This is a genomic window from Saccharibacillus kuerlensis DSM 22868, from assembly GCF_000378145.1.
In the GTDB taxonomy this organism is placed as follows: domain Bacteria; phylum Bacillota; class Bacilli; order Paenibacillales; family Paenibacillaceae; genus Saccharibacillus; species Saccharibacillus kuerlensis.
The window spans coordinates 174,719-195,177 of the sequence record NZ_KB899282.1; the positions used below are offsets into that span (position 1 = coordinate 174,719).

General features: G+C 51.2%; 18 protein-coding genes. 6 read left to right on the plus strand and 12 right to left on the minus strand.

What is annotated here, in order from left to right:
• Positions 1-121 precede the first annotated feature (121 nt).
• The 5 genes from F456_RS0109215 to F456_RS0109235 all read left to right on the plus strand — a co-directional run bounded on the left by F456_RS0109215 (position 122) and on the right by F456_RS0109235 (position 7,103).
• On the plus strand, positions 122-1,915 hold the full coding sequence (locus tag F456_RS0109215) for a sensor histidine kinase (protein ID WP_018976732.1): 1,794 nt from the start codon (positions 122-124) through the stop codon (positions 1,913-1,915).
• The gene (locus F456_RS0109220; RefSeq protein WP_018976733.1) at positions 1,890-3,320 is read left to right on the plus strand and encodes a helix-turn-helix domain-containing protein; all 1,431 of its coding nucleotides are present in this window, start codon (positions 1,890-1,892) and stop codon (positions 3,318-3,320) included. The genes F456_RS0109215 and F456_RS0109220 overlap by 26 nt, the downstream gene beginning before the upstream one ends.
• A 152-nt stretch (positions 3,321-3,472) precedes the next feature.
• On the plus strand, positions 3,473-5,182 hold the full coding sequence (locus tag F456_RS0109225) for an extracellular solute-binding protein (protein WP_018976734.1): 1,710 nt from the start codon (positions 3,473-3,475) through the stop codon (positions 5,180-5,182).
• A 124-nt stretch (positions 5,183-5,306) separates the two neighbouring features.
• Positions 5,307-6,197 (plus strand): ABC transporter permease, encoded by an 891-nt coding sequence (locus F456_RS0109230; protein WP_018976735.1) that lies wholly within the window; start codon positions 5,307-5,309, stop codon positions 6,195-6,197.
• 15 nt (positions 6,198-6,212) lie between these two features.
• Positions 6,213-7,103, plus strand: coding sequence for a carbohydrate ABC transporter permease (locus F456_RS0109235; RefSeq protein WP_018976736.1), 891 nt, complete (start codon positions 6,213-6,215; stop codon positions 7,101-7,103).
• Positions 7,104-7,338: 235 nt separating this feature from the next.
• On the opposite strand, the gene F456_RS23570 is transcribed toward F456_RS0109235, so the two are convergent.
• The 7 genes from F456_RS23570 to F456_RS0109270 all read right to left on the minus strand — a co-directional run bounded on the left by F456_RS23570 (position 7,339) and on the right by F456_RS0109270 (position 15,156).
• Positions 7,339-7,929 (minus strand): GNAT family N-acetyltransferase, encoded by a 591-nt coding sequence (locus F456_RS23570; RefSeq protein ID WP_018976737.1) that lies wholly within the window; start codon positions 7,927-7,929, stop codon positions 7,339-7,341.
• Between the two features lie 25 nt (positions 7,930-7,954).
• On the minus strand, positions 7,955-8,752 hold the full coding sequence (locus F456_RS0109245; protein ID WP_026293764.1) for an AAC(3) family N-acetyltransferase: 798 nt from the start codon (positions 8,750-8,752) through the stop codon (positions 7,955-7,957).
• A gap of 223 nt (positions 8,753-8,975) precedes the next feature.
• The gene (sdhB, locus tag F456_RS0109250; RefSeq protein WP_018976739.1) at positions 8,976-9,764 is read right to left on the minus strand and encodes a succinate dehydrogenase iron-sulfur subunit; all 789 of its coding nucleotides are present in this window, start codon (positions 9,762-9,764) and stop codon (positions 8,976-8,978) included.
• Positions 9,765-10,146: 382 nt separating this feature from the next.
• A complete protein-coding gene (sdhA, locus tag F456_RS0109255) occupies positions 10,147-11,892 on the minus strand; it encodes a succinate dehydrogenase flavoprotein subunit (protein WP_018976740.1) in 1,746 nt (581 codons plus the stop codon).
• A gap of 17 nt (positions 11,893-11,909) precedes the next feature.
• Positions 11,910-12,578 (minus strand): succinate dehydrogenase cytochrome b558 subunit, encoded by a 669-nt coding sequence (locus F456_RS0109260; protein ID WP_018976741.1) that lies wholly within the window; start codon positions 12,576-12,578, stop codon positions 11,910-11,912.
• Between the two features lie 550 nt (positions 12,579-13,128).
• Complete coding sequence (locus tag F456_RS0109265; protein WP_018976742.1) at positions 13,129-13,800, minus strand: potassium channel family protein; 672 nt, start codon at positions 13,798-13,800, stop codon at positions 13,129-13,131.
• 15 nt (positions 13,801-13,815) lie between these two features.
• Positions 13,816-15,156, minus strand: coding sequence for a TrkH family potassium uptake protein (locus F456_RS0109270; RefSeq protein ID WP_018976743.1), 1,341 nt, complete (start codon positions 15,154-15,156; stop codon positions 13,816-13,818).
• A 211-nt stretch (positions 15,157-15,367) separates the two neighbouring features.
• Here F456_RS0109270 and F456_RS22225 point away from each other — a divergent pair, with 211 nt between their 5' ends.
• Positions 15,368-17,176 (plus strand): CPBP family intramembrane glutamic endopeptidase, encoded by a 1,809-nt coding sequence (locus F456_RS22225; protein ID WP_018976744.1) that lies wholly within the window; start codon positions 15,368-15,370, stop codon positions 17,174-17,176.
• 236 nt (positions 17,177-17,412) lie between these two features.
• Here F456_RS22225 and mnhG read toward each other — a convergent pair whose 3' ends face one another.
• Genes mnhG through F456_RS0109305 form a run of 5 tightly spaced genes read right to left on the minus strand, consistent with a single transcriptional unit; the run spans position 17,413 to position 20,459 of the window.
• Entirely contained in the window at positions 17,413-17,811 is a 399-nt protein-coding gene (mnhG, locus tag F456_RS0109285) for a monovalent cation/H(+) antiporter subunit G (protein ID WP_018976745.1), read from the minus strand.
• Entirely contained in the window at positions 17,795-18,079 is a 285-nt protein-coding gene (locus F456_RS0109290) for a Na(+)/H(+) antiporter subunit F1 (RefSeq protein WP_018976746.1), read from the minus strand. The genes mnhG and F456_RS0109290 overlap by 17 nt, the downstream gene beginning before the upstream one ends.
• Positions 18,076-18,555 carry a Na+/H+ antiporter subunit E gene (locus tag F456_RS0109295; RefSeq protein WP_018976747.1) on the minus strand — a complete coding sequence of 160 codons (480 nt, stop codon included), beginning with the start codon at positions 18,553-18,555 and terminating at the stop codon, positions 18,076-18,078. The genes F456_RS0109290 and F456_RS0109295 overlap by 4 nt, the downstream gene beginning before the upstream one ends.
• 6 nt (positions 18,556-18,561) lie before the next feature.
• Positions 18,562-20,115, minus strand: a complete 1,554-nt coding sequence (locus F456_RS0109300) for a Na+/H+ antiporter subunit D (RefSeq protein ID WP_018976748.1) — start codon at positions 20,113-20,115, stop codon at positions 18,562-18,564.
• Positions 20,112-20,459 carry a Na(+)/H(+) antiporter subunit C gene (locus F456_RS0109305; protein ID WP_018976749.1) on the minus strand — a complete coding sequence of 116 codons (348 nt, stop codon included), beginning with the start codon at positions 20,457-20,459 and terminating at the stop codon, positions 20,112-20,114. Before F456_RS0109305 ends, F456_RS0109300 begins: the two co-directional genes overlap by 4 nt.

Genomic DNA, 20,459 nt, shown 5'->3' on the forward strand with positions numbered 1-20,459 from the left:
GTGAAATGCGGTCTTTTTTAGTCGGATTCAATCTACTCGAAAAATGTCTTAATTCTTAAATTGCGCGGTCCTGCCGCATCGAGTACAATTTGATTGATTCAGGAGCAGGGAAGGTGATGATATGAAAAACCGGCTCCGCCTTAAGCATATGCTGCGGCCGGAACGCCTTACGCTCAAGAAGCGCATCATCCTTATTTTTGCAGCGGGAATTATCATTCCGTTTGCCATTATGACGCTGGTCTCCAATCGTACGATCTCTCTTATTCTCAATGAGAATTTAAATTCTGGGGTGCAGAGCAATCTCCATCAGATGCAATTGTCTTTGGAAAATACGATCAGCAACTTGAATCATGTTTCTCAACAACTCGCCTATCCGGGCAGCGTCGGCAGACTGTTGGAACAGTATTTGGCAGCCGAACTTCCTTATGACCGGGCCGCCTTGATTGAAGAAATCCAGAGTGAGCTCAACCTTATCACTTTTACAAATCCATCGACGGGTTTTGTAACCTATTATTTTGAGGACGAAGACAGAATGTTATTTGCCAATGCCGGACCACGAGAACATTTTGATCCCGACAAGCTGCCGCTTCTCGCAGCATACTACGGCATTTCTTATTACGGTCCGCATGTCAGCAACGATCGCTTCAACGATCAATACGTACTATCCGCACTGCGAGAAGTCAATTTGCCGGGGCGAGGCTCTGTCTACGTTTATATTGAATCCGGTTTCAAATTGACGCAAAACATTCTGGACAGCGATAATATTGTTAAAACGTCTTCCCATTTGATCTTGGACAACGATCAACGCATCGCCTACAGCGAGCAGCCGGAACAATTTGCTAAGAACAGCTTCTTTCGTCCGACAGCCGGTCTCTCTTACAAAGACGCCGCAGCAGCTCCGACTTCGGGACTCGAAAGCAACTATTATTGGTTTATAGGCACGAGCAACCAGGGATGGAGCATCGTTTCATTGATTCCAAAAGATGATTATGAATCGGAAAAGCGCCGTTGGCTGCAGATTATGACAATGCTCCTGCTGCTGTTTCTGGCGGTAGGACTGACAACAGCCGGACTGCTCTGGAAAATGGTTTACAAGCCGCTCAACCAGTTCAACCGCGAAATGAACGATGTGGTTCACAGCCGCTTTGATACCCCTTCGACGCCAAACGGAATTCCGGAATTTCAAGATCTGCAGCAGCAGTTTCACAATATGAAGAGACAGATTGCCGCGCTTATTCATGAAGTGGAGCAGAAAGAAAAACGCCGCGCGGACCTTGAGGTAGAAAAGCTGCTGTATCAGATCAATCCTCATTTTCTCATGAACACGCTGGATACGGCACACTGGCTGGCGGTCATTCACGGACAAAAGGAGATCGACAAACTGCTGGTATCACTGAATCGGCTGCTCTACTATAACTTGGGCAAACTCGGCCAAGTGTCGACCATTCGAGAAGAAGTGGATTCGCTGCGTCAGTATCTGATTTTGCAGCAGATTCGTTACGACTTCGATTTCGATGTCCGGATGCGTGTCGAGGACAAGATACTCGACGTACCGGTACCGCGGTTTATTCTTCAGCCGCTTGTCGAAAACGCTCTGTACCATGGGCTCGACGATGAAGGGCACATTCAAGTGGATGTCAAAAAGGAAAACGGTTTCATTGAATTGGCGATCCACGATAATGGCGGCGGGATTTCTGAAGCAGAAATTGAGCGGCTGCTTCGCGAACAGAATGCCGTTCACGAAAAAGTCGGGATGGGAATCGGTATGAATTATGTTAAACGTATGATTGAATCGTATTATGAAGGAAAGGCTACACTTCATCTGGAAAGCATACCGGGCAAAGGAACAACGGTACGGCTTTTACTGCCCTATGAGGAGGGATCGACGGATGTTGAACGTGCTGATCGTGGATGATGACAAGCTTGTGCGCCGCGGCCTTATTTCAGCCATGCCTTGGTCGGAATTCGGACTTCAGGTAGCCGGTGAAGCCCGAAACGGAGAGAAAGCGCTGGAATTTCTGGAAACCCATGAAGTAGACCTCATGCTTACCGACCTCGCCATGCCCGTAATGTCCGGACTGGAATTGATGAGGACCGTACGCATTCGGTATCCCCGAATCTTTATCGTTGTGCTGACGCTGCATCAGGATTTTTCCTATATTCAGGAGGCCCTGCGTCTCGGAGCTATCGACTACATTGCCAAAGTCCAGCTCGAAGAGGAGCGTTTTGAGGAAGTGCTGGAACGGATCTGCTCGCGCATCGATAGTGAGCGGCGCAGGGAATCCTCGCCAGGCCATGTTCCGACTTTGGCCGATGCCGACGGCGGATACGCCTTAATTGGTTCGATAAAGACGGAAATCCATACGGCGGCCGAACAGCTGCCGGCGGCTCTGCGGCGACCCGATCTCACCGTAACACCCGATCTGCATGTTTGGATGGACAGTCAGGAGCCAAATAATGGACTGCTGGAGGAGACGTTGAGCGATCTGTCGCATCGAACCCGATGCGGCGGCTTGATCAGACTGAGCGGTCTCCGCGGGCGAAGCGTATCCGACATCTCGGCACGTCTTGAAGAATACTTGTCCGGCGAATGGTTTTATGTACAGCGGCCGGATATTCGCCTGTATACTTTTGACTTGTCCAAACCGGATCCGTTGGCCAGAGAATCGGCAAGCGAGAATATTCAGCGCGCTCTTGCCGATTTACGAAAGCGCGGCGCCAAATCAGACTGGCTGCACGAATCCCATGAGTTCGAAAGCTTGTTGGTCGATCTAGCATCCCTTCGCCTACCGCCCCAACGTCTGCACGGCGAACTTCTGGGTCTGACCTACGTCTGGAATGCGATTTATGAAGCGGCATCCGGCAGCCGTCTGGAAACGCCAGAACAGGCCCAATCGTGGTTCGAGGCGGAACAAGAGATCCGCAGCATGCGCGAGCTGCTGCGAACCGTACTCGGCCTGCAGCTTTACTCGCACGAAGTACGCTCCAGCATAATGCTCGCCGCCGCTCTAGTTCGCGAACGCTTGTCCGAACCTCTGCAGGCGGGACAAATCGCGCGGGAAGTTAATATGAGCCGCAGCTATTTCAGCCAATGCTTTCGCGATATGCTGGGCGTCACCTTTAACGAATATGTTCGGCAGCAGCGCATTGCACGCGCCTGCACGCTGTTAGCAGAAACTCGCAAAACCGTACAGTGGGTCGCCGAGCGTACCGGTTATGCCGACGAGAAATATTTCAGCCGTATTTTCCGTGAGCAGACAGGTATGCTTCCGAGCGAATATCGTCATCGGTATCTGCAGGAGGAGACGAATGTCCGCTGATTGGGGGGACATTTGTCCGAATCTATGATTTGCGCCGCAAAATTCGTACATTTGCCCCACCGCTTTAGAGACCGCTTTCTATCCTTGAAAGCGGTTTCTTTGTGTTAAATTATAGCTGTCTCATCCATCTTCCACAGAAAGAGGGGAATGTCATGAAGCACACATTCAAAGCAGCCTGGATTTTTTCCATTTCGGCAGTGCTGGTGCTCAGCGCCTGCAGCGGTTCGGAGCCAACTGCGGAATCGACTGCCAAAGAGACTCAGACGCAGAATACGGAGCCGGCCGACCCGTACGGACGTTACGAGGAGCCGATGACTATCAACATCGGCATGCAAGTGGATCCAACGGACAAAGATCTGCCTTCGGGAGATACGCCGCTGGACAATCAGTACACCCGCCAGATCGAGGAGGCGCTGAATATCAAGGTTGAGCATGCCTTCACCGCTTCCGCCGCCAATATGAGACAGAAGATCAGCCTGGCGATTGCCAGCAATGATCTGCCCGATGCCCTTGTCGTCAACGCTGTAGAGCTTCGGCAGATGGTTGCGGCCGGACAGCTTGCCGATTTAACACAAGTCTACGAGCGCTACGCTTCGCCGGAAATCAAAGATATTATTGAAAAGACCGACGGTGCCGCACTGAAATCGGTCACGTTCGACGGCAAAATGTATGCCATTCCAGGTGTTCAGGCCGACGCGGACGGCATTCATATCATGTGGATTCGCCAGGACTGGCTGGACAAATTAGGGCTTGAGCCTCCGCGGACAATGGAGGAACTGGAGAATGTAGCCCGTGCCTTTGTCGAACAGGATCCCGATGGAAATGGAATTTCCGATACAATCGGCATTTCCGGACCGCAAAGTGGAGACGGCAAAATGTACGCCAACTTCTTGGAGTCCAAAAACAACCTGTTTGGCTTTGATGCAATCTTCTCAGCTTACGGCGCTTATCCCGGCTACTGGCTGGACGACGGAAACGGTAATCCGGTCTACGGATCGACTCTGCCGGAAACCAAAGAAGCCCTCTCGGGCCTTCGTGACTTATACGCGAAGGGATTGATCGATCCGGAAATGGCCGTACGGGAAGCGTCCGATGAACCGATCATCAATGGCAAATCGGGCATGTTCTTCGCTCCATGGTGGATGGGCTACGGTCCGCTGACCAACGCCGTCAAGAACAACCCCAAAGCGAACTGGCAGGCCTACGCGCTGCCGCTGGACGCCGACGAAGCTTTTCGTCCGCATACAGCGACACCTTCAACCGAATTTGTTGTGGTACGCAAAGATTACGAGCATCCGGAAATTCCGATGAAGATGTTAAACAATCTCTTCAAGAACGAAATGGAAAATACATTTGATCCGAGCAAAGGCGGACCCGGATTTTACCCACTGCGTGTCGTCTTTGCCCCGTCGGACGAGATCGAATTCACGAACAAAGCCATCAAAGAAGTGCTGGCCGGAACGAAAACAAAGGAAGATTACGCGGGCGACCGTTCTTACAAATTGCTTTCTTCCGATTTGGAGAACATCACCAAGATCAAACAGGAACCTTATGACGACTGGAGCATCGATACTTGGACGCCGGATGCCGACTGGGGTGCATGGACACGAGCCTACTCGATTATGGTTGGCGGCAATCCGCTCGTCGAGACGGAAATGGACCGGGTAAACAGCATGATTTACGAACAGACACCGCTGATGGAAAGCCGCTGGGTCAACCTCAAAAAAATGGAGGACGAAATGTTCCTCAAAATCGTTATGGGCGTAGCTCCTATAGAGAGCTTCGATCAATTTGTCGAAGATTGGAAACGTCAGGGCGGCGAACAAATCACACGCGAAGTGGCAGAAGCGCTCCAACAGTAAGTACGCGCAGAACCGGGCCGCGTTTTTCCGGATAGACGGAACAAACGCGTCTCGGGCACGCCGGGAGATGGATAAACGGCCATTCTGCATACGATGTTTCCCGCTTAGAGAGGAGTCTTAACGGATGAGAATCAAAGGATTCGACAAACATTATTATTTGATGCTGCTGCCCGGCTATTTGTGGCTGATCGTATTCAGTATCGTTCCCATGTTCGGCATCGTTATCGCTTTCCAATATTTCAATCCGGGCAAAGGCGTATTTCATTCCGATTGGGCGGGCCTGGAGCATTTCCGCTACATGTTCGTTCTCAAAGACACCCGCCAAGTTTTCTTTAACACACTGCTCATCGCCGTACTCAAGATTATCGCCCATCTGATCATACCGCTCATCTTTGCACTGATGCTTAACGAATTGCGACAGATTGTTCTGAAGCGCTGGATTCAAACCATCGTCTATCTGCCGCATTTTCTCTCTTGGGTTATTTTGGGAGGAATCATGCTGGACCTGTTTTCTTACAACGGTCCGGTCAACCAGCTCGGTGCGCTGCTCGGCTTCAGCCCTACGCTGTTTTTCGCTAAGGCCGAGCTGTTTCCTTGGTTGGTCGTCGGCAGCGATGTATGGAAAGAGTTCGGCTTCAATACAATCATTTACCTGGCTGCGCTTACGGGGATCAATCCGGCATTGTACGAAGCGTCCGGCATGGATGGAGCCAGCCGCTGGCGAAGTCTATGGCATATCACGCTTCCGGGCATACGTACTACCGCTGTCCTGCTGACCGTACTGAGCTTAGGCAATGTACTTAACGCCGGATTCGACCAGATTTTTAATCTATACAATCCGCTTGTCTACTCGACCGGCGATATTATCGATACTTGGGTATACCGGACAGGCCTTTTGAATTTGCAGTATGAATTGGCAACAGCAGTGGGAGTGCTCAAATCATTGATCGGCTTCATTCTAATCAGCATATCCTATTATTTGGCTTATCGGTTGATCAACTATCGGATATTCTAAGCAGGAGGTGCGTTTATGATTCGGGACAGAACATGGGGCTCGCGCCTTACGGATACCGTAATCTTGGTCATACTGATCGTAATCACGCTGACCTGCATTCTGCCCATCTGGTATACCTTCTCCCTGTCGCTCAGCTCCAATTCTGCAGCGGCAGCAGGGCAGGTATGGCTGTGGCCGGTCGGATTCAATTTCAATGCTTATATGCAGATTTTAAAAGACACCCAATTTTTCGGTTCATTCTGGATTTCTATTCAACGCGTTATGCTGGGGGCCGCTCTCAACTTCATAGTTGTGCTGCTGATGGCTTATCCGCTGTCACGCAGCTCACAGCAGTTCAAAGCTCGCGGCGTACTGATGTGGATTCTGATCTTCTGCATGCTGTTCAACGGAGGCTTGATCCCGCTCTATCTGACCGTCAAAGGACTTGGCTTACTGAACAGCATTTGGGCGCTAGTGCTGGTAGGCGGCGCTCAGACTTTGGTATTTAACGTGATTCTGACCGTCAACTTCTTCAGGAATTTGCCTAAAGAATTGGACGAAGCCGCATTGGTCGACGGAGCCGGTCCTTGGTACTCGCTGTTCAACATTTATCTACCGCTCGCTGTTCCTGTGCTGGCGACCGTGACACTGTTCAGCATCGTCTATCACTGGAACGAATTTTTGTACGGGCTGATTTTTATGACACGCGAGCAGTACTATCCTCTGCAAACGTATATTCAGCAGCTTGTCGTCTCTGTAGATCCGGCTACCATGAGCGAAGATCAATACCGCCGGCTGTCGGAACTGTCCAACCGGACGCTCGACGCTGCCAAGATTTTTATCGCAATGCTGCCGATCATGGTTGTTTATCCGTTTCTTCAGCGGTATTTTATCCATGGTATTACGCTCGGCTCGGTCAAAGAATAATATGAAAATCTTCAGGCTCCGGAAGTCTTTTCTGGAGCTTTTTCCTTTTGATCATTTAAAAAAAACAAAAAAATGACCCGGACAAAAGTCCGGGTCCAATCACTGCTATTTCAAAAGGGGGTCATGTCTTATTTATACCCTATGCATGTTAGAGAACGGTGTCGCTTATATTTCAATTGTGTAACAAAACCATTTTTTTGCAAAAAAACCGCCTTCGGATGTGCCTTATTCCCTTTTAAGTCTGTTGATTCCACTTTTCCCGTGTCAGCATATATACGACTACGCCCAATTCGTCGTCCCGACGCTTCACCCCGAAGCCGAATTCAGGTCGGTGCTGTCGTTCCATTCCAATCTTCTCCAATACGCGCAGCGAGGCTCCGTTTTTGACGAAACAGCGCGCTTGAATACGCTCCAACTCCAAGTGTCCAAAGCCGAACTCTGCCAGTGCAGCTGCCGCTTCCGTAGCATATCCCTGTCCCCAAAACTCCTGCGACAGCGCAAATCCCAGCTCCGCTTTGCCTCCTCTGGCGTCCCAGCGCTGGAACGAACACAGCCCGACAATCTCTTCTCCTCCGTGCAAAAACACACCCAAATGCAGCGCACTCAAGCTGCGGTACGCTTCTTCAATCTGTCGGTAAACGCGGTCGGGATTGTCGACACCGAAGGTCCGCCCTGCCGAAGCGAGATAACGGGTTACTTCGGAATCGGCTGCACTGCGGCTCCAATTGCGAATATCTTCATTGGTCAATATGCGCAGTTCAAGCCGCTTTGTTACAATTGGCAGCCAGTTCGGCAGACTGCCGGCAATTCGTTCTTTATCCGCCATGCTTAGTTCTCCCCTCATTCTTCGTTCAACGATACAATTCTAACCAGCGCACTGCGTAATCGACCATAGCGCGCTGCGGAACCAGCCGACACTCGGCACGGCCAATCCGGCCCGACCGGATCACAGACGCTCGCTCCGTATCGAAATCGGCTCCCATTCGTTCGAAATCATCCGAATCGAAATTGATATCGCTGAACGATACCCATTCAGGTCCCTTTGTCCCCATCACTTTGGCTCTTGGCCGCAATTCTTTCTTTCCACGATAAGCTGCCCGGTACTCTCCAAGGTGAAACGAAGTATTCGTATCGTAACCGGTTCCCAGCATCAATACCCAGGCATTCAGCTCATATAGACGGGCAAGCGGAGAAGCTTCGCCAAGCCCATAGTCCAGCGGATGATTGTCAGTAATATAGGCGGCCTGCGGTCCTCTGGCCGCAAAGGACAAGTGCGGATGGCCGCTGCGCCGTGTACCGCTCTGTTTACGGAATGTTTCGGGAATAGCGCCCATTCCGCGTGTAACAGTAAGATGAGGATCGTAGAGCGGCATCTCGTCGCGTACCAGATCCCACCAGCGCGGATCAAGCGGAGGACTCATCCAGATCGCCGGGTCGGTGAGATCGGCCGATTGGGTCGGCATAACGAGTGTGCCGTCTTCCCCAAGCGCATCCTCAAGACCAAGGATAACCGCTTCGGCTCCACCTGCAATCCAGCCTCCGATTGCTTTTAGCGACGAATGTACCAACAGGACAGAACCCGGCTTAACACCAAGCGCTCGCGCTTCCTCCGCAATCGATCGTCTCGTATAAGGTCTTTCCGTAATCATCGAATTCATGCGCCGTTCATTCTCCTTCAATATAGCTTTCGACGTCGCTTCGTCCGTCGCTTTCGATCAGACCCCATGATTGCAGAAGTCTTTACAGTGTAACATGAATCGATACGCCAAGAATTCGAATTTTGCTGCTTTGTTTCTGTCGAACGCAAAAAATCCGAGGAGCCCGGCGCAGGCTCCTCGGATTTGTTTTCCGGTTAAAGATTCCGCCGGTCGTTTATTGGGCGAACCAGCGTGTGAACATACGCTTCGTCGTCTGCTTGTTCAGTTCGGCAATAGACGTTGTCAATGGAATGCCTTTCGGGCAAGCACGTACGCAGTTCTGCGAATTGCCGCAGCCTTCAATGCCGTCCGTGCCTTCCATCAACGTATCGAGACGGTCGGCAGCATTCATTTCGCCCGTCGGATGGGCATTGAACAGACGCACCTGCGATAACGCGGCAGGACCGATAAAGTCAGTCTTGTCATTAACGTTCGGGCAGGCTTCCAGGCAGACGCCGCATGTCATGCACTTGGACAGCTCATAAGCCCACTGGCGCTTCTTCTCCGCCATGCGAGGACCTGGACCAAGGTCGTAGGTGCCGTCGATCGGAATCCAGGCTTTAACTTTCTTCAGAGCGTTGAACATGCGATTGCGGTCGATAACCAGATCACGTACAACTGGGAACGTCGCCATAGGTGCGACACGGATCGGCTGCTCAAGCTGATCGACAAGTGCCGAGCAGGCTTGACGCGGCTTGCCGTTAATTACCATCGAACAAGCGCCGCAGACTTCTTCCAGGCAGTTCGATTCCCAGCAGACCGGCGCCGTAGTGCCGCCGCCCGAATTAACCGGATTCCGCTGGATTTCCATCAGGGCGCTGATCACGTTCATACCAGGACGGTAAGGAAGGTCGAACTCTTCGATGTAAGGCTTGCTTTCCGGTGTGTCCTGACGGGTGATAACAAATTTGACTCTTCTGGCTGTTGTCTGAGTTGTTTGTGGCACGTTTGTTGTTTCCGCCATGGTCTTTTTTCCCCCATTCATGTTTTTGGACGACCGCTTGATTGGGAAAGTTTGGCTTGTTTAAAAGACGAAAAAGTTAAGGAAAGAGAAGATCGTTTCGATCGCTCGTTGTCTCCAGGAATTTGAATTGTATTTATAAATGGAATATTCCCGGAGACAAAGGCGAGCGCTGACGCTTCTACACTGATCTTCTCTTTCTTTTTTATTCGCTTTAACATCCGAACTTTTTACTCAAGCTTTTTATCGGTTGAAAAGCGGCTCCGCGTCATACAGATATGACGCGGTCGCTTTTATAAAGCAATGCTGCGGATGATTCGAAACGCGATCGACCTATAAGTTTTCGTGAAAACTTAATCCGGCCACATGTTTCTTTGAAACATGATCAATCTTTCGAGTAATCGCGGATACGAGGAGGGATCAGAGATACGTCGACTTCCTCGTAGGAAATGCTTGGGCCTTCCGGCGTCCAAGCTGCCTTGGTCGTCTTCAGGAACTCTTCGTCGTTCCGTGTTGGGAATTCCGGCTTGTAATGCGCGCCGCGGCTCTCGTTGCGCAGAAGAGCGCCCTTGGTCATCGCTTCGGCGAGTTCCAGCATGTTCCAGAGCTGACGGGTAAACGCGACGCTGGAGTTGTTCCACTGCGCTGTATCCATCATATTGATTTTATGATAGCGCTGTTTCAGCTCCTTAATCTTATTTATCGTCTGTTCGAGCTTGTTATTGTAGCGCACGACCGTCATATTGTCGGTCATCCACTCGCCCAGCTCGCGATGCAGGACATAAGAATTCTCCGTTCCCGAATCCATACCCAGCAGTTCTTTGTATTTCGCTTCGTGCTTGGCACGATCGTTGTCAAACAGTGTGCTGGACAGATCGGCTGCCGACTTCTTGAGACCCTTGATGTACTCGACCGCTTTCGGGCCGGCCATCATACCGCCGTAGATCGCGGAAACGAGCGAGTTCGCTCCAAGACGGTTCGCACCGTGATATTGATATTCGCATTCGCCTGCGCCGAACAGACCAGGAATATTGGTCATCTGGTTATAGTCGACCCACATACCGCCCATGGAATAGTGAACGGCCGGGAAGATTTTCATCGGAATTTTGCGCGGATCGTCGCCCATGAATTTTTCATAGATTTCGATAATGCCGCCCAGTTTAACGTCGAGCTCTTTGGGATCTTTATGTGACAGATCCAAATAGACCATGTTCTCGCCGTTGATACCCAGCTTTTGGTCTACGCAGACATTGAAGATTTCGCGAGTAGCGATATCGCGCGGCACCAGGTTGCCGTAAGACGGGTACTTCTCTTCGAGGAAATACCATGGCTTGCCGTCCTTGTACGTCCAGATTCGGCCGCCTTCGCCGCGAGCTGATTCGGACATCAGACGCAGCTTGTCGTCGCCAGGAATAGCCGTCGGGTGAATCTGAATGAATTCGCCGTTCGCATAGTGAACGCCCTGCTGATATACGGCGCTGACCGCCGTTCCCGTATTGATAACGGAGTTGGTCGTCTTGCCGAAAATAATACCGGGTCCTCCCGTAGCGAGAATAACCGCATCGGAAGCGAAAGTCTTGATTTCCATCGTACGCAGATCCTGCGACGTTACACCGCGGCATACGCCTTCATCGTCCAGCACCGCTCCAAGGAATTCCCAGTTCTCGTACTTGGTAACGAGTCCTGCCGCCTCGTAGCGGCGAACCTGCTCGTCAAGTGCATACAGCAGCTGCTGACCTGTTGTAGCGCCGGCAAACGCCGTACGGTGAAACTTTGTTCCGCCGAAGCGGCGGAAATCGAGCAGTCCTTCCGGTGTACGGTTGAACATAACGCCCATGCGGTCCATCAGGTGGATAATGCCGGGAGCCGCATCGCACATTGCTTTGACAGGAGGCTGGTTGGCGAGGAAATCTCCGCCGTATACGGTATCGTCAAAATGAATCCAAGGCGAGTCTCCTTCGCCCTTCGTATTAACCGCTCCGTTGATGCCGCCTTGCGCGCACACCGAGTGCGAGCGTTTGACGGGAACCAGGGAGAACAACTGTACAGGAACGCCGGCTTCGGCCGCTTTGACGGTCGCCATCAGGCCCGCCAATCCTCCGCCGACAATAATAAGTCCGGATTTTGCCATGTCTGATTAGGTCCCCCTTAACCGATCAATGTTTTCAACGTAGTGAATACTTGTGCCGTGTTTGCGAATTCCTCATTGCGGAAAGCGAACAGCGACAGCATAAACAGGGCTGTAACAACCACGAACACACCCATGCAAATGTAAGAAGAAATGCGCTGTGCGCGTGGGCCAATTGTAATACCCCAGCTGACCAAGAATGCCCACAAGCCATTGGCGAAGTGGAACGTCGTTGCAATTACCCCTATTGTAAAGAAAATAAAATAAGCAGGTTGCGTAACCATCTGATGCATCATACCACCGAGATCATCGTGCGTGGCATTTCCGAAAAGAATCTGGAAACGAGTCGTGTACACGTGCCAGACAATGAACACAAACGCAATAATGCCGCTCACACGCTGCAGCACATAACGCCAATTGCGTTCCGTGTTGAAATGGCCGATATTCGGCTGCGCCTGGTACGCAATGTAAAGTCCATACACGCCGTGAAAGAGCAGCGGAAGCCAAATCACAAATATTTCAAGGAAAATAACAAGCGGTAGATCATTGATTCTGGTCACTGCATCTCGGAACCCCTGCTGCCCACCTTCATACGCCGCAAAGTTGGTAATTGCGTGAGTGAGAATGAAAAAGCTAAGCGGAATCAGTCCCAATAACGAGTGGATCTTTCTGGCGTAGTAACCTTTCATCTGCCGAACCGTCCCCTTTCATGATTCGACATTCCGCCGCCCTTCGAAAGCAAGCTTTCTCCGTACCGCAAAATGTCCTTTTTAGAACGTTTTCATAAATTCCACAAGGGAATTTGCCGTTCTGTCGATCCGCCCGCTTAACGTGCGGCGACCCGAGGAATCTGTTCCCCTTTTAGTAAGGTTGTAAACAAAACGGCTACCCTTTTATGTTACTCCAAAATTTCAGAGAATGGAACCAATATGACAACTTTTTGAAAACAAAAAATTCCTGCTTAGTATATGTAAGCGTGCGTAAAGGTTAACATCTTAACAACCATTAAACTCGCTTACCTGCTTTGAATCCCCTGTTGACGCGCCTTAAAAGGCCTTTTGAAAGCCAGGAAAGGAAGCGTTACCATAAAAATGCTGCAATAAAAAAGGAAACAGACGGCATCTCTGCCCTTTGTCTCCTTAGCTTATTTTTTGTTCCCAATCCTTGCTCTTTATTCGAAATTGCTAATTTGCCTCCAAATCGAACATTTGGATATAAATCTTGTTCCCATCGAGTCCTTCATTCTCCGATATTGACCACTTCGCGTTCAAATTGATCGATTCGGTCGTTCGGGCCGGCAATAACCATAATGTCTCCTTCGCGCATTTGGTCCAATGCGGTCGGTGCGATCGTAACGCCGGCTTCGGTACGCAGTGCCACGATCGTACAGCCGAATCGTGCACGCGAGTTCAAATCCGAGACTGTTCGTTCATTTAGGCAGTTGGGAACTCTCATTTCCACGATCGAATAATCATCGGACAGCTTGATGTAATCCAGCAGATTCGGCGTCACGAGCTGATGCGCTACGCGAATGCCCATATCGCGCTCCGGGAAGATGACCTGATCGACGCCGATTTTCTCCAGCGCGCGTCCGTGCAGGACGGTAATAGCTTTCGCCACCACTTTTTTGACGCCTAACTCTTTGAGCAGGATTGCGGCCAGAATGCTGGTCTGCATGTTTTCTCCAATCGCGACAATGCCGCAGTCAAAGTTGCGGATACCGAGCGAGCGCAGCACCTCCTCGTCCGTTGCATCGGCAACCGCCGCATAAGTGAATCGTTCGCCAACCTCTTCGACGACTTCTTCGCTGCGATCCACACCCATTACTTCATAACCCAGATCAATCAGCTCCGTACCCAGACTCATACCGAAACGTCCCAGTCCGATCACCACGAATTGTTGTGTACCCACCGTTCTTGCACCACCTTATCCAATAATAATTTTGCCTTCAGGATTCCGGAATTTCTCGGGACCTTTCTTCGGCTTAAGCGCATAAACCAGCGTCAGCAGTCCGACCCGGCCCGCAAACATGGTTAACGCAATGAGGATCTTGCCGAATGTCGACAGTTCCGGTGTCAGTCCGAGCGATAGCCCGACCGTTCCGAATGCCGACATGGTCTCGAATAAAATCAGCATAAAATCATGATTATCTATTGCGGACAGCACCATCGCCACCCCGATTACCAATCCAAGTCCCAACAAGATAATGGTCAGCGCCTTAAGGATGCGTTCGCGTCCGATACGCTGCCGGAAAAACACAACGTCTTGACGGCCTCTCATCATCGCGATCATCGCACCAATTGTAACCGCAAAAGTTGTCGTCTTGATTCCTCCCGCTGTCGAGCCCGGTGAAGCGCCGATAAACATCAGAATCAGGATCAGGAACTGCGTTGCTTGATGCAGGGCAGTCAGATCGACCGAATTAACTCCCGCCGTACGCGGAGAAACCGACTGCAGCAGGGCACCCCAGAATTTTCCTCCTACCCCGAACCTACCGAGCGTCCCCGGATTACTCCATTCGAAAAGCAAAATGACTATAGTGCCCAACAGAATCAGTATACCTGTCGTTGATAGCACAACTTTCGAATGCAGCGAAAGCTTCTTTTTGTGTCTCAGATCGGCCAAGTCGGACAATACGATAAAGCCCAGTCCGCCAAGCACAATAAGCATGATCGAAGTTAGAATCATAACCGGATCGTCTGTATAGTGAGTCAGGCTGCTAAATCCACCAAAAATATCAAAGCCCGCATTATTAAAAAACGAGATTGAATGGAAAACACCAAAATAAAAAGCCCGATGAATCGGCATCTCGAATGCCAGCCGAAGCGTAAAGATCAAAGCGCCTACCGCTTCAATAGTCAGCGAATAATACAATACTCGGCGGATCAGCCGTACAATGCCTTCAACCGATCCCTGATTCATCGCTTCCTGAAGGACCAGCCGATCGCGAAGGGAGATTCGGCGTTGAAACACCAAGGCAAATAGGGTAGCCATTGTCATGAAGCCCAGTCCGCCTACCTGAATCAATACCATAATAACCGTCTGACCGAAAGCATTAAAAAACGTTCCGGTATCCACAATCACAAGTCCTGTGACGCACACAGCCGATGTCGCCGTAAAGAAAGCATCGATAAGCGGCAGCGGCTGGCCAACCTGGTTGGCGGCAGGAAGCATCAGCAGCAGTGTACCGATCAGTACCATCGTCGCATAACCGATCGCCAATATCTGCGGCGGAGAAAATCTAAGTTTGGGAACCGCCATCGCCATTTTGCAAAAGTCTCCTCCTTCTAATTCATCCGAAAACGAAAGCAGTCGTTCTATTATATGCGCACCTGCCTGCCGATCTCAATGATCATTTGAACAAAAACGCGATCGTTATGCTGTCATGTGGTATGTCTCTTGCGGAATATGGTATTTTAGAGAAAGGTATCCGGATTCGACGCCTTAACGAATACGAAATCCGGCAAGGAGGAGAACCATGACAGACCCGCAGCACCGTATCCTGCACGTCAATTACAAGAAACTCGGTCTCGCCGCGGTCATTGGGTTGATCGTTTACGTACTTTTCAACTTTACGACCCTGTTCCAGAGCGACATGACTCAACAAGAAGCCTACTCCCTAATCAGTGAGGAACAAGCCCAATCAAATGCTTCGGCATTCGCTTCATCGCAGCTGGGCATTTCCGAACCCCTCGGATCCCCATCGGTCAGTTATCACAGCGATTCGGACCTTTACGGTTATTTGTCCCGAGAGAAGCTGGTAAGCGAGTACGATGCGACTTACCGCGATCGTTTCCCTTACGAGATGTTTCGTGTCACTTATGATTATACGGTGGGAGAGACCGAACGTTCCCTGACGATCGACGTCAGCGCCAAGAACGGCCGTGTCGTCGCTTTCAACAATCTGCAAGCCGATTATGCTGCTCAATTGACAGATTCGGACATTCCGCCCCCTTCTCTTGAAGATCCAAATCTTTTGCGGGAAGATAAAGTTCGGATCGCCGAGCCTTTGATGCAGAAGCTCGGTCTGGACACGGATCAGTTGGAATTGATCGGTTCCGGGAACGAGGAAGGACTCCGCTATATGTCGTCTTCCGTCAAGATCGGCGATAGCACACTTGGCGTCAACGTCACCTTTGAAGGCGACAGGGTCGCTTCGATCCGGCCCAACTTTAGCGTTCCCGAATCGTATACTGCTTATGTGAATCAACAGACGACATGGGCGAGCATTATGACTTACGGCGGCTATATGCTGTTTACACTCGTTTTGGGCGTGCTGGCCGTCGTCTACGCTTTCCTGCTGAAGAAGTACACTTCGTTTATGCGCGGTATCTTCCTCTCGCTGTTCTATTATGTGGTCTCGATTTTTGCCGTTTGGAACATGCGTCCTTATTTCGAGGGCACTAGCTACTCGGATGTCCTATTCATCGTTTCGCTGGTTCTTCAGATTATACTTGGCTTATTTATGGCGGCAGCACTGTACTTCTCCTTTGTCGCAGGCGACGCACTCTGGCGCAGTCAGGGACGCGTCATGTGGGCGAGACGCGGAGAACCCGCCTATGGCCGTCATGTCTGGGAAGCTGCCAAAACCGGCTATCTGTGGGCGCTGATTCTGCTCGCCGTGCAGGCTGTAATCTTCTTCGTGCTGGAACGCACACTTGGTGTGTTCTCGACATCCGACGATTCCCAGTCCACCTATAATATGATGTATCCGTGGCTGTTCCCGATTCTGGCTTGGATGGCCGGCATCTCCGAGGAAGCGATCTACCGGCTGTTTGGTATTCCAATGGTCAAAAAGATTGTCCGCAGCACCATATTGGCCAGTGTAATCACCTCGCTGATCTGGGCGCTCGGACATACGCTGTATCCGATCTATCCGGTCATCACGCGGCCGATTGAGCTGCTGTTCCTGGGTCTGATGTTCAGTTTCATCTTCCTGCGCTATGGCTATATTACGGCCATGTTTGCGCATGTCGTATTCGACAGCATCTTGATGGGACTCAGCCTGATCTTTATGGGCACGCTCAATTACGTCATTGTCGGCATCGTATCGATTATCATGCCGGCTATCGTCGCTTTTGTCATCTATATGATCTACCACAAAGACAAGCCGCGTCCCGCTGCAGGCGATTCGCCTGGAGGAACGCTTGGGAATGATCCCGATGACGCTCCTGCCATTCGTGAAGAAGCCTCTTCCTCACAGAAACCGCTGCCGGGTCCGGACGATCCTTCGCGTCGTACACCAGGCTGGTCGCTTGGCAAGGACGAACGACCGGATTCCATTTAGACTTGAAACAACAAAAAGGATGAAGCCGTATTTCGGCTTCATCCTTTTTTGCATTTATATTCATACATATTGCCTTTGCATCCGTGTCTGCATCTATAGCCGCATTTATGTCGTTCGTACAGCACGGCGGGCGCCCCACAGTATGAACCAGAAAGCGTAAATCAGCACATTACTGCCGAACAGCGGCATTCCTCCTTGATCAATGAATGCAGTGAAAGAGATCAAGGAAGAATCATTTAAGGACGTTTAGGAGGTTCCGCTTCTTGAACGGCGTCCGGAGTCGACTTCCCGCCGTTTTCCAGCACTTTCTTAAAGTCGTCCCGCACACTTCCTCCCCACAGCTTTACGCCTGAGCGATAAGCCGCCCGGCCGTTCAAATGACCAGCCACCGGGGAAGTCAGAAACACGAATACGATCGCCAGCAGCAGCTTGGCATTAATATCACCATCGACTACCCAGAAGTAGATGAATGCTCCGAGCAGAACGAACAATACACCTAGAGCGGCGCTTTTCGTTGCCGCATGCGAGCGCAAATATACATCCGGCAGACGGATCAGGCCAAAGGCGCTGATTGCACAAAATATCGCTCCGGCGAGCGCCAGGACGATTGCGATCCACTCAACGATCGTCGCCATCTTCGATCACGCTCCCTCTCTCGATATATCGTGCCAGCACCGTTGTGCCGATGAACGTCAGAATGCCGATAACCAGAATAATTTCCATCAGCGCCTGTGTATCGAGCAGCATGCAGAACACCGCAATCATGGCTAACAGGTTGATCCCGATCGTGTCAAGCGCCGCGATCCGGTCGGAGCGGCTTGGGCCGGCAATCAGCCGGTACGCGCAGCCGAGGACGGCAACAGCGAGAATCACAAGTGCGGCGCTCAGAAAGAAGGTTGTCATGAACGGGTCACCTCCATAATCGCTTTTTCAAACGTGCTGCGAATCTTGTCGGACATCTCGTCTACATTGGAGATGTCGAGTGCATGAATATATAAGGTCTGATTATCGTCCGACACTTCAAGCGTAAGCGTACCCGGTGTCAGACAGATCATACAGGACAGAATGGTTACTTCCCAGTCCGAATTCAGCTCAGTCCGGTACTCGAAAATTCCCGGGCGCATGGTCAGCTTGGGACGAAGAATATGACCGATAACTTCAAAACTGGAGACCAGCAGTTCGCGGATGAGCAGCCATCCCAGCTTCAATACGGACCATACTCTCGCCAGGTAAAAAGGTTCCGGTCGAAATTTGCGTACAACGTACAGAACCGCGATACCAAGCACATAGCCCACGATGAATCCGGATACCGACCAATTGCCGTTCAGCATCATCCACAAAAATGCGATCATCAGGTTAAGCAAAATTTGAAAAGGCATGTGCATCTACTCCTTCAGTACGGCTTCGATATAGAGGCCGGGATTCGCCAGCGTTTCTCCGGCCTGTGAAGCAAAGCCGTGTACGCTGTTCGCCGCAACCCCTATGCCGATGACGAACAACAGCAGAAGAACGGCAGCACTATTGGCCAGAACCGTTTGCTTTTTGCGCAGAACTACGGAAGGTCCGTCTTCTCGGCTGTTGGCACCCAAGCTCTCAACGATCTCCGCGTCCTCTTCATCCACAGAGTCGAGCGTTTCCGGTTCGGTTCCCCAGAAAGCTTCGCGGAAAATTTTAATCAGCGAGTAGAGCGTCAATAAACTGGATGCAAGAGCGATCAGGGATAAGGTCAGCATACCCTCTTCCAAACCTCCGCGCACAATCAGCACTTTGCCCGCGAATCCGCTCAGCGGCGGAATTCCGGTCAAAGCCAGCGCCAGAATAAAGAACATCCAACCGAGACCCGGACGGCTGCGGATCAATCCGCCCATCCGGTCCAACCGGTCGCTTCCTGCCGCCGCAATCAGCATACCTCCAAGCACGAACATCAAGCCTTTGGACAGAATATCATGCAGCATGTAGAATACGACGCCGTCCATTCCATCTCGTGTTCCGGTCGATAGACCAAAAGCGACAAAGCCTACGCCAATCAGAACGTTATAATTCAGGATGCGCGGAATATCCCGATAAGCCACCGCACCAATCCCGCCCAAAATCATAGTGGCCGCTGCCATGCCTGCGATCCAATTGTTCGTAAACGAAGGATCGTTCGGGAAGATCAGCGTAAATGTACGCACGATGGCGTAGAGGCCGACTTTGGTCAGCAGCCCCCCGAACAGCGCACGTACCGCGAATGGCGGAGCGCCATACGCATTCGGCAGCCAGAAGAAGAGGAACAATCCCGCTTTGAGAGCAAAGACGATCAGGAACAGCAGGCCAATGACATTCAGCACGCCTCCCTGTCCGGCTTCTGCAATGCGAAGCGACAAATGCGCCATGTTCAGCGTACCGGCGGAAGCATACAGATAAGCGACGCCTGCGACGAACAGTGTGGATGACAGAATGTTGATCAGCAGATATTTAGGCGCTTCGCGCATCTGCTTTTTCGATCCGCCCAGCGTAATGAGTGCATAAGACGAGATCAACATCACTTCAAAGAAGACAAACAGGTTAAATATATCGCCCGTCATAAACGAACCATAGACACCGACGAGCAAAAAGTGAAAGAACGTATAGTAATGGTGCTCTTCCCGTTCCCGGCTGATACTCGCGAAGGAGTAGAGCAGCACCCCAAGACCTGTGATTGATGCCGCAAGCACCAGCAGGGCCGCGAACATGTCGGCTACGAACGGGATTCCGTAAGGCGGTTCCCATCCGCCCAACTGCAGGGTCAGAATGCCCTCGGAACGAACCCGGAGTACAATAGCGATAGCAACCGCGACGTTTGCGATACTACCGATCAGACTGACTATGCGCTGAAGAGCGACTCTTTTACGGAAAAACATTAAAAATACGGCAACTGCCATAGGCAGAAGAACGGGCAGCACGAGCAGATTGTTCAAGATTCCGCCTCCTTGCCACTAGCATCCATACCATCGATTTCATCTGTGCCGCGCGTCTGGTATGCCCGATAAGCTAGGACAAAGTACAATGCGGTAATTCCGAAGTTGATCACGATGGAAGTCAAAATTAATGCCTGCGGTAGGGGGTCGGCATAAGAATCGCCGCCGCTGCCGAGAATCGGAGCTGCTCCGCGCTTGAGACCGGCCATGGTCAGCAGCAGCAGATGGACGCCGTGAGTCAGCAGGGAAGTGCCGAGAATGACGCGCAGCATGCTTCTGGACAGAATCAGATAGACGCCGATCATAAACAGCGCGCCGACGGCTATAGCCATAATCCATTCCAT

Excerpts from the sequence above, each read along its gene's own strand:
- F456_RS0109215 (WP_018976732.1), top strand. The coding sequence starts at position 122 with ATGAAAAACCGGCTCCGCCTTAAGCATATGCTGCGGCCGGAACGCCTT.
- F456_RS0109220 (WP_018976733.1), top strand. The coding sequence starts at position 1,890 with ATGTTGAACGTGCTGATCGTGGATGATGACAAGCTTGTGCGCCGCGGC.
- F456_RS0109225 (WP_018976734.1), top strand. The coding sequence starts at position 3,473 with ATGAAGCACACATTCAAAGCAGCCTGGATTTTTTCCATTTCGGCAGTG.
- F456_RS0109230 (WP_018976735.1), top strand. The coding sequence starts at position 5,307 with ATGAGAATCAAAGGATTCGACAAACATTATTATTTGATGCTGCTGCCC.
- F456_RS0109235 (WP_018976736.1), top strand. The coding sequence starts at position 6,213 with ATGATTCGGGACAGAACATGGGGCTCGCGCCTTACGGATACCGTAATC.
- F456_RS23570 (WP_018976737.1), bottom strand. The coding sequence starts at position 7,929 with ATGGCGGATAAAGAACGAATTGCCGGCAGTCTGCCGAACTGGCTGCCA.
- F456_RS0109245 (WP_026293764.1), bottom strand. The coding sequence starts at position 8,752 with ATGATTACGGAAAGACCTTATACGAGACGATCGATTGCGGAGGAAGCG.
- sdhB (WP_018976739.1), bottom strand. The coding sequence starts at position 9,764 with ATGGCGGAAACAACAAACGTGCCACAAACAACTCAGACAACAGCCAGA.
- sdhA (WP_018976740.1), bottom strand. The coding sequence starts at position 11,892 with ATGGCAAAATCCGGACTTATTATTGTCGGCGGAGGATTGGCGGGCCTG.
- F456_RS0109260 (WP_018976741.1), bottom strand. The coding sequence starts at position 12,578 with ATGAAAGGTTACTACGCCAGAAAGATCCACTCGTTATTGGGACTGATT.
- F456_RS0109270 (WP_018976743.1), bottom strand. The coding sequence starts at position 15,156 with ATGGCGATGGCGGTTCCCAAACTTAGATTTTCTCCGCCGCAGATATTG.
- F456_RS22225 (WP_018976744.1), top strand. The coding sequence starts at position 15,368 with ATGACAGACCCGCAGCACCGTATCCTGCACGTCAATTACAAGAAACTC.
- mnhG (WP_018976745.1), bottom strand. The coding sequence starts at position 17,811 with ATGGCGACGATCGTTGAGTGGATCGCAATCGTCCTGGCGCTCGCCGGA.
- F456_RS0109290 (WP_018976746.1), bottom strand. The coding sequence starts at position 18,079 with ATGACAACCTTCTTTCTGAGCGCCGCACTTGTGATTCTCGCTGTTGCC.
- F456_RS0109295 (WP_018976747.1), bottom strand. The coding sequence starts at position 18,555 with ATGCCTTTTCAAATTTTGCTTAACCTGATGATCGCATTTTTGTGGATG.
- F456_RS0109305 (WP_018976749.1), bottom strand. The coding sequence starts at position 20,459 with ATGGAATGGATTATGGCTATAGCCGTCGGCGCGCTGTTTATGATCGGC.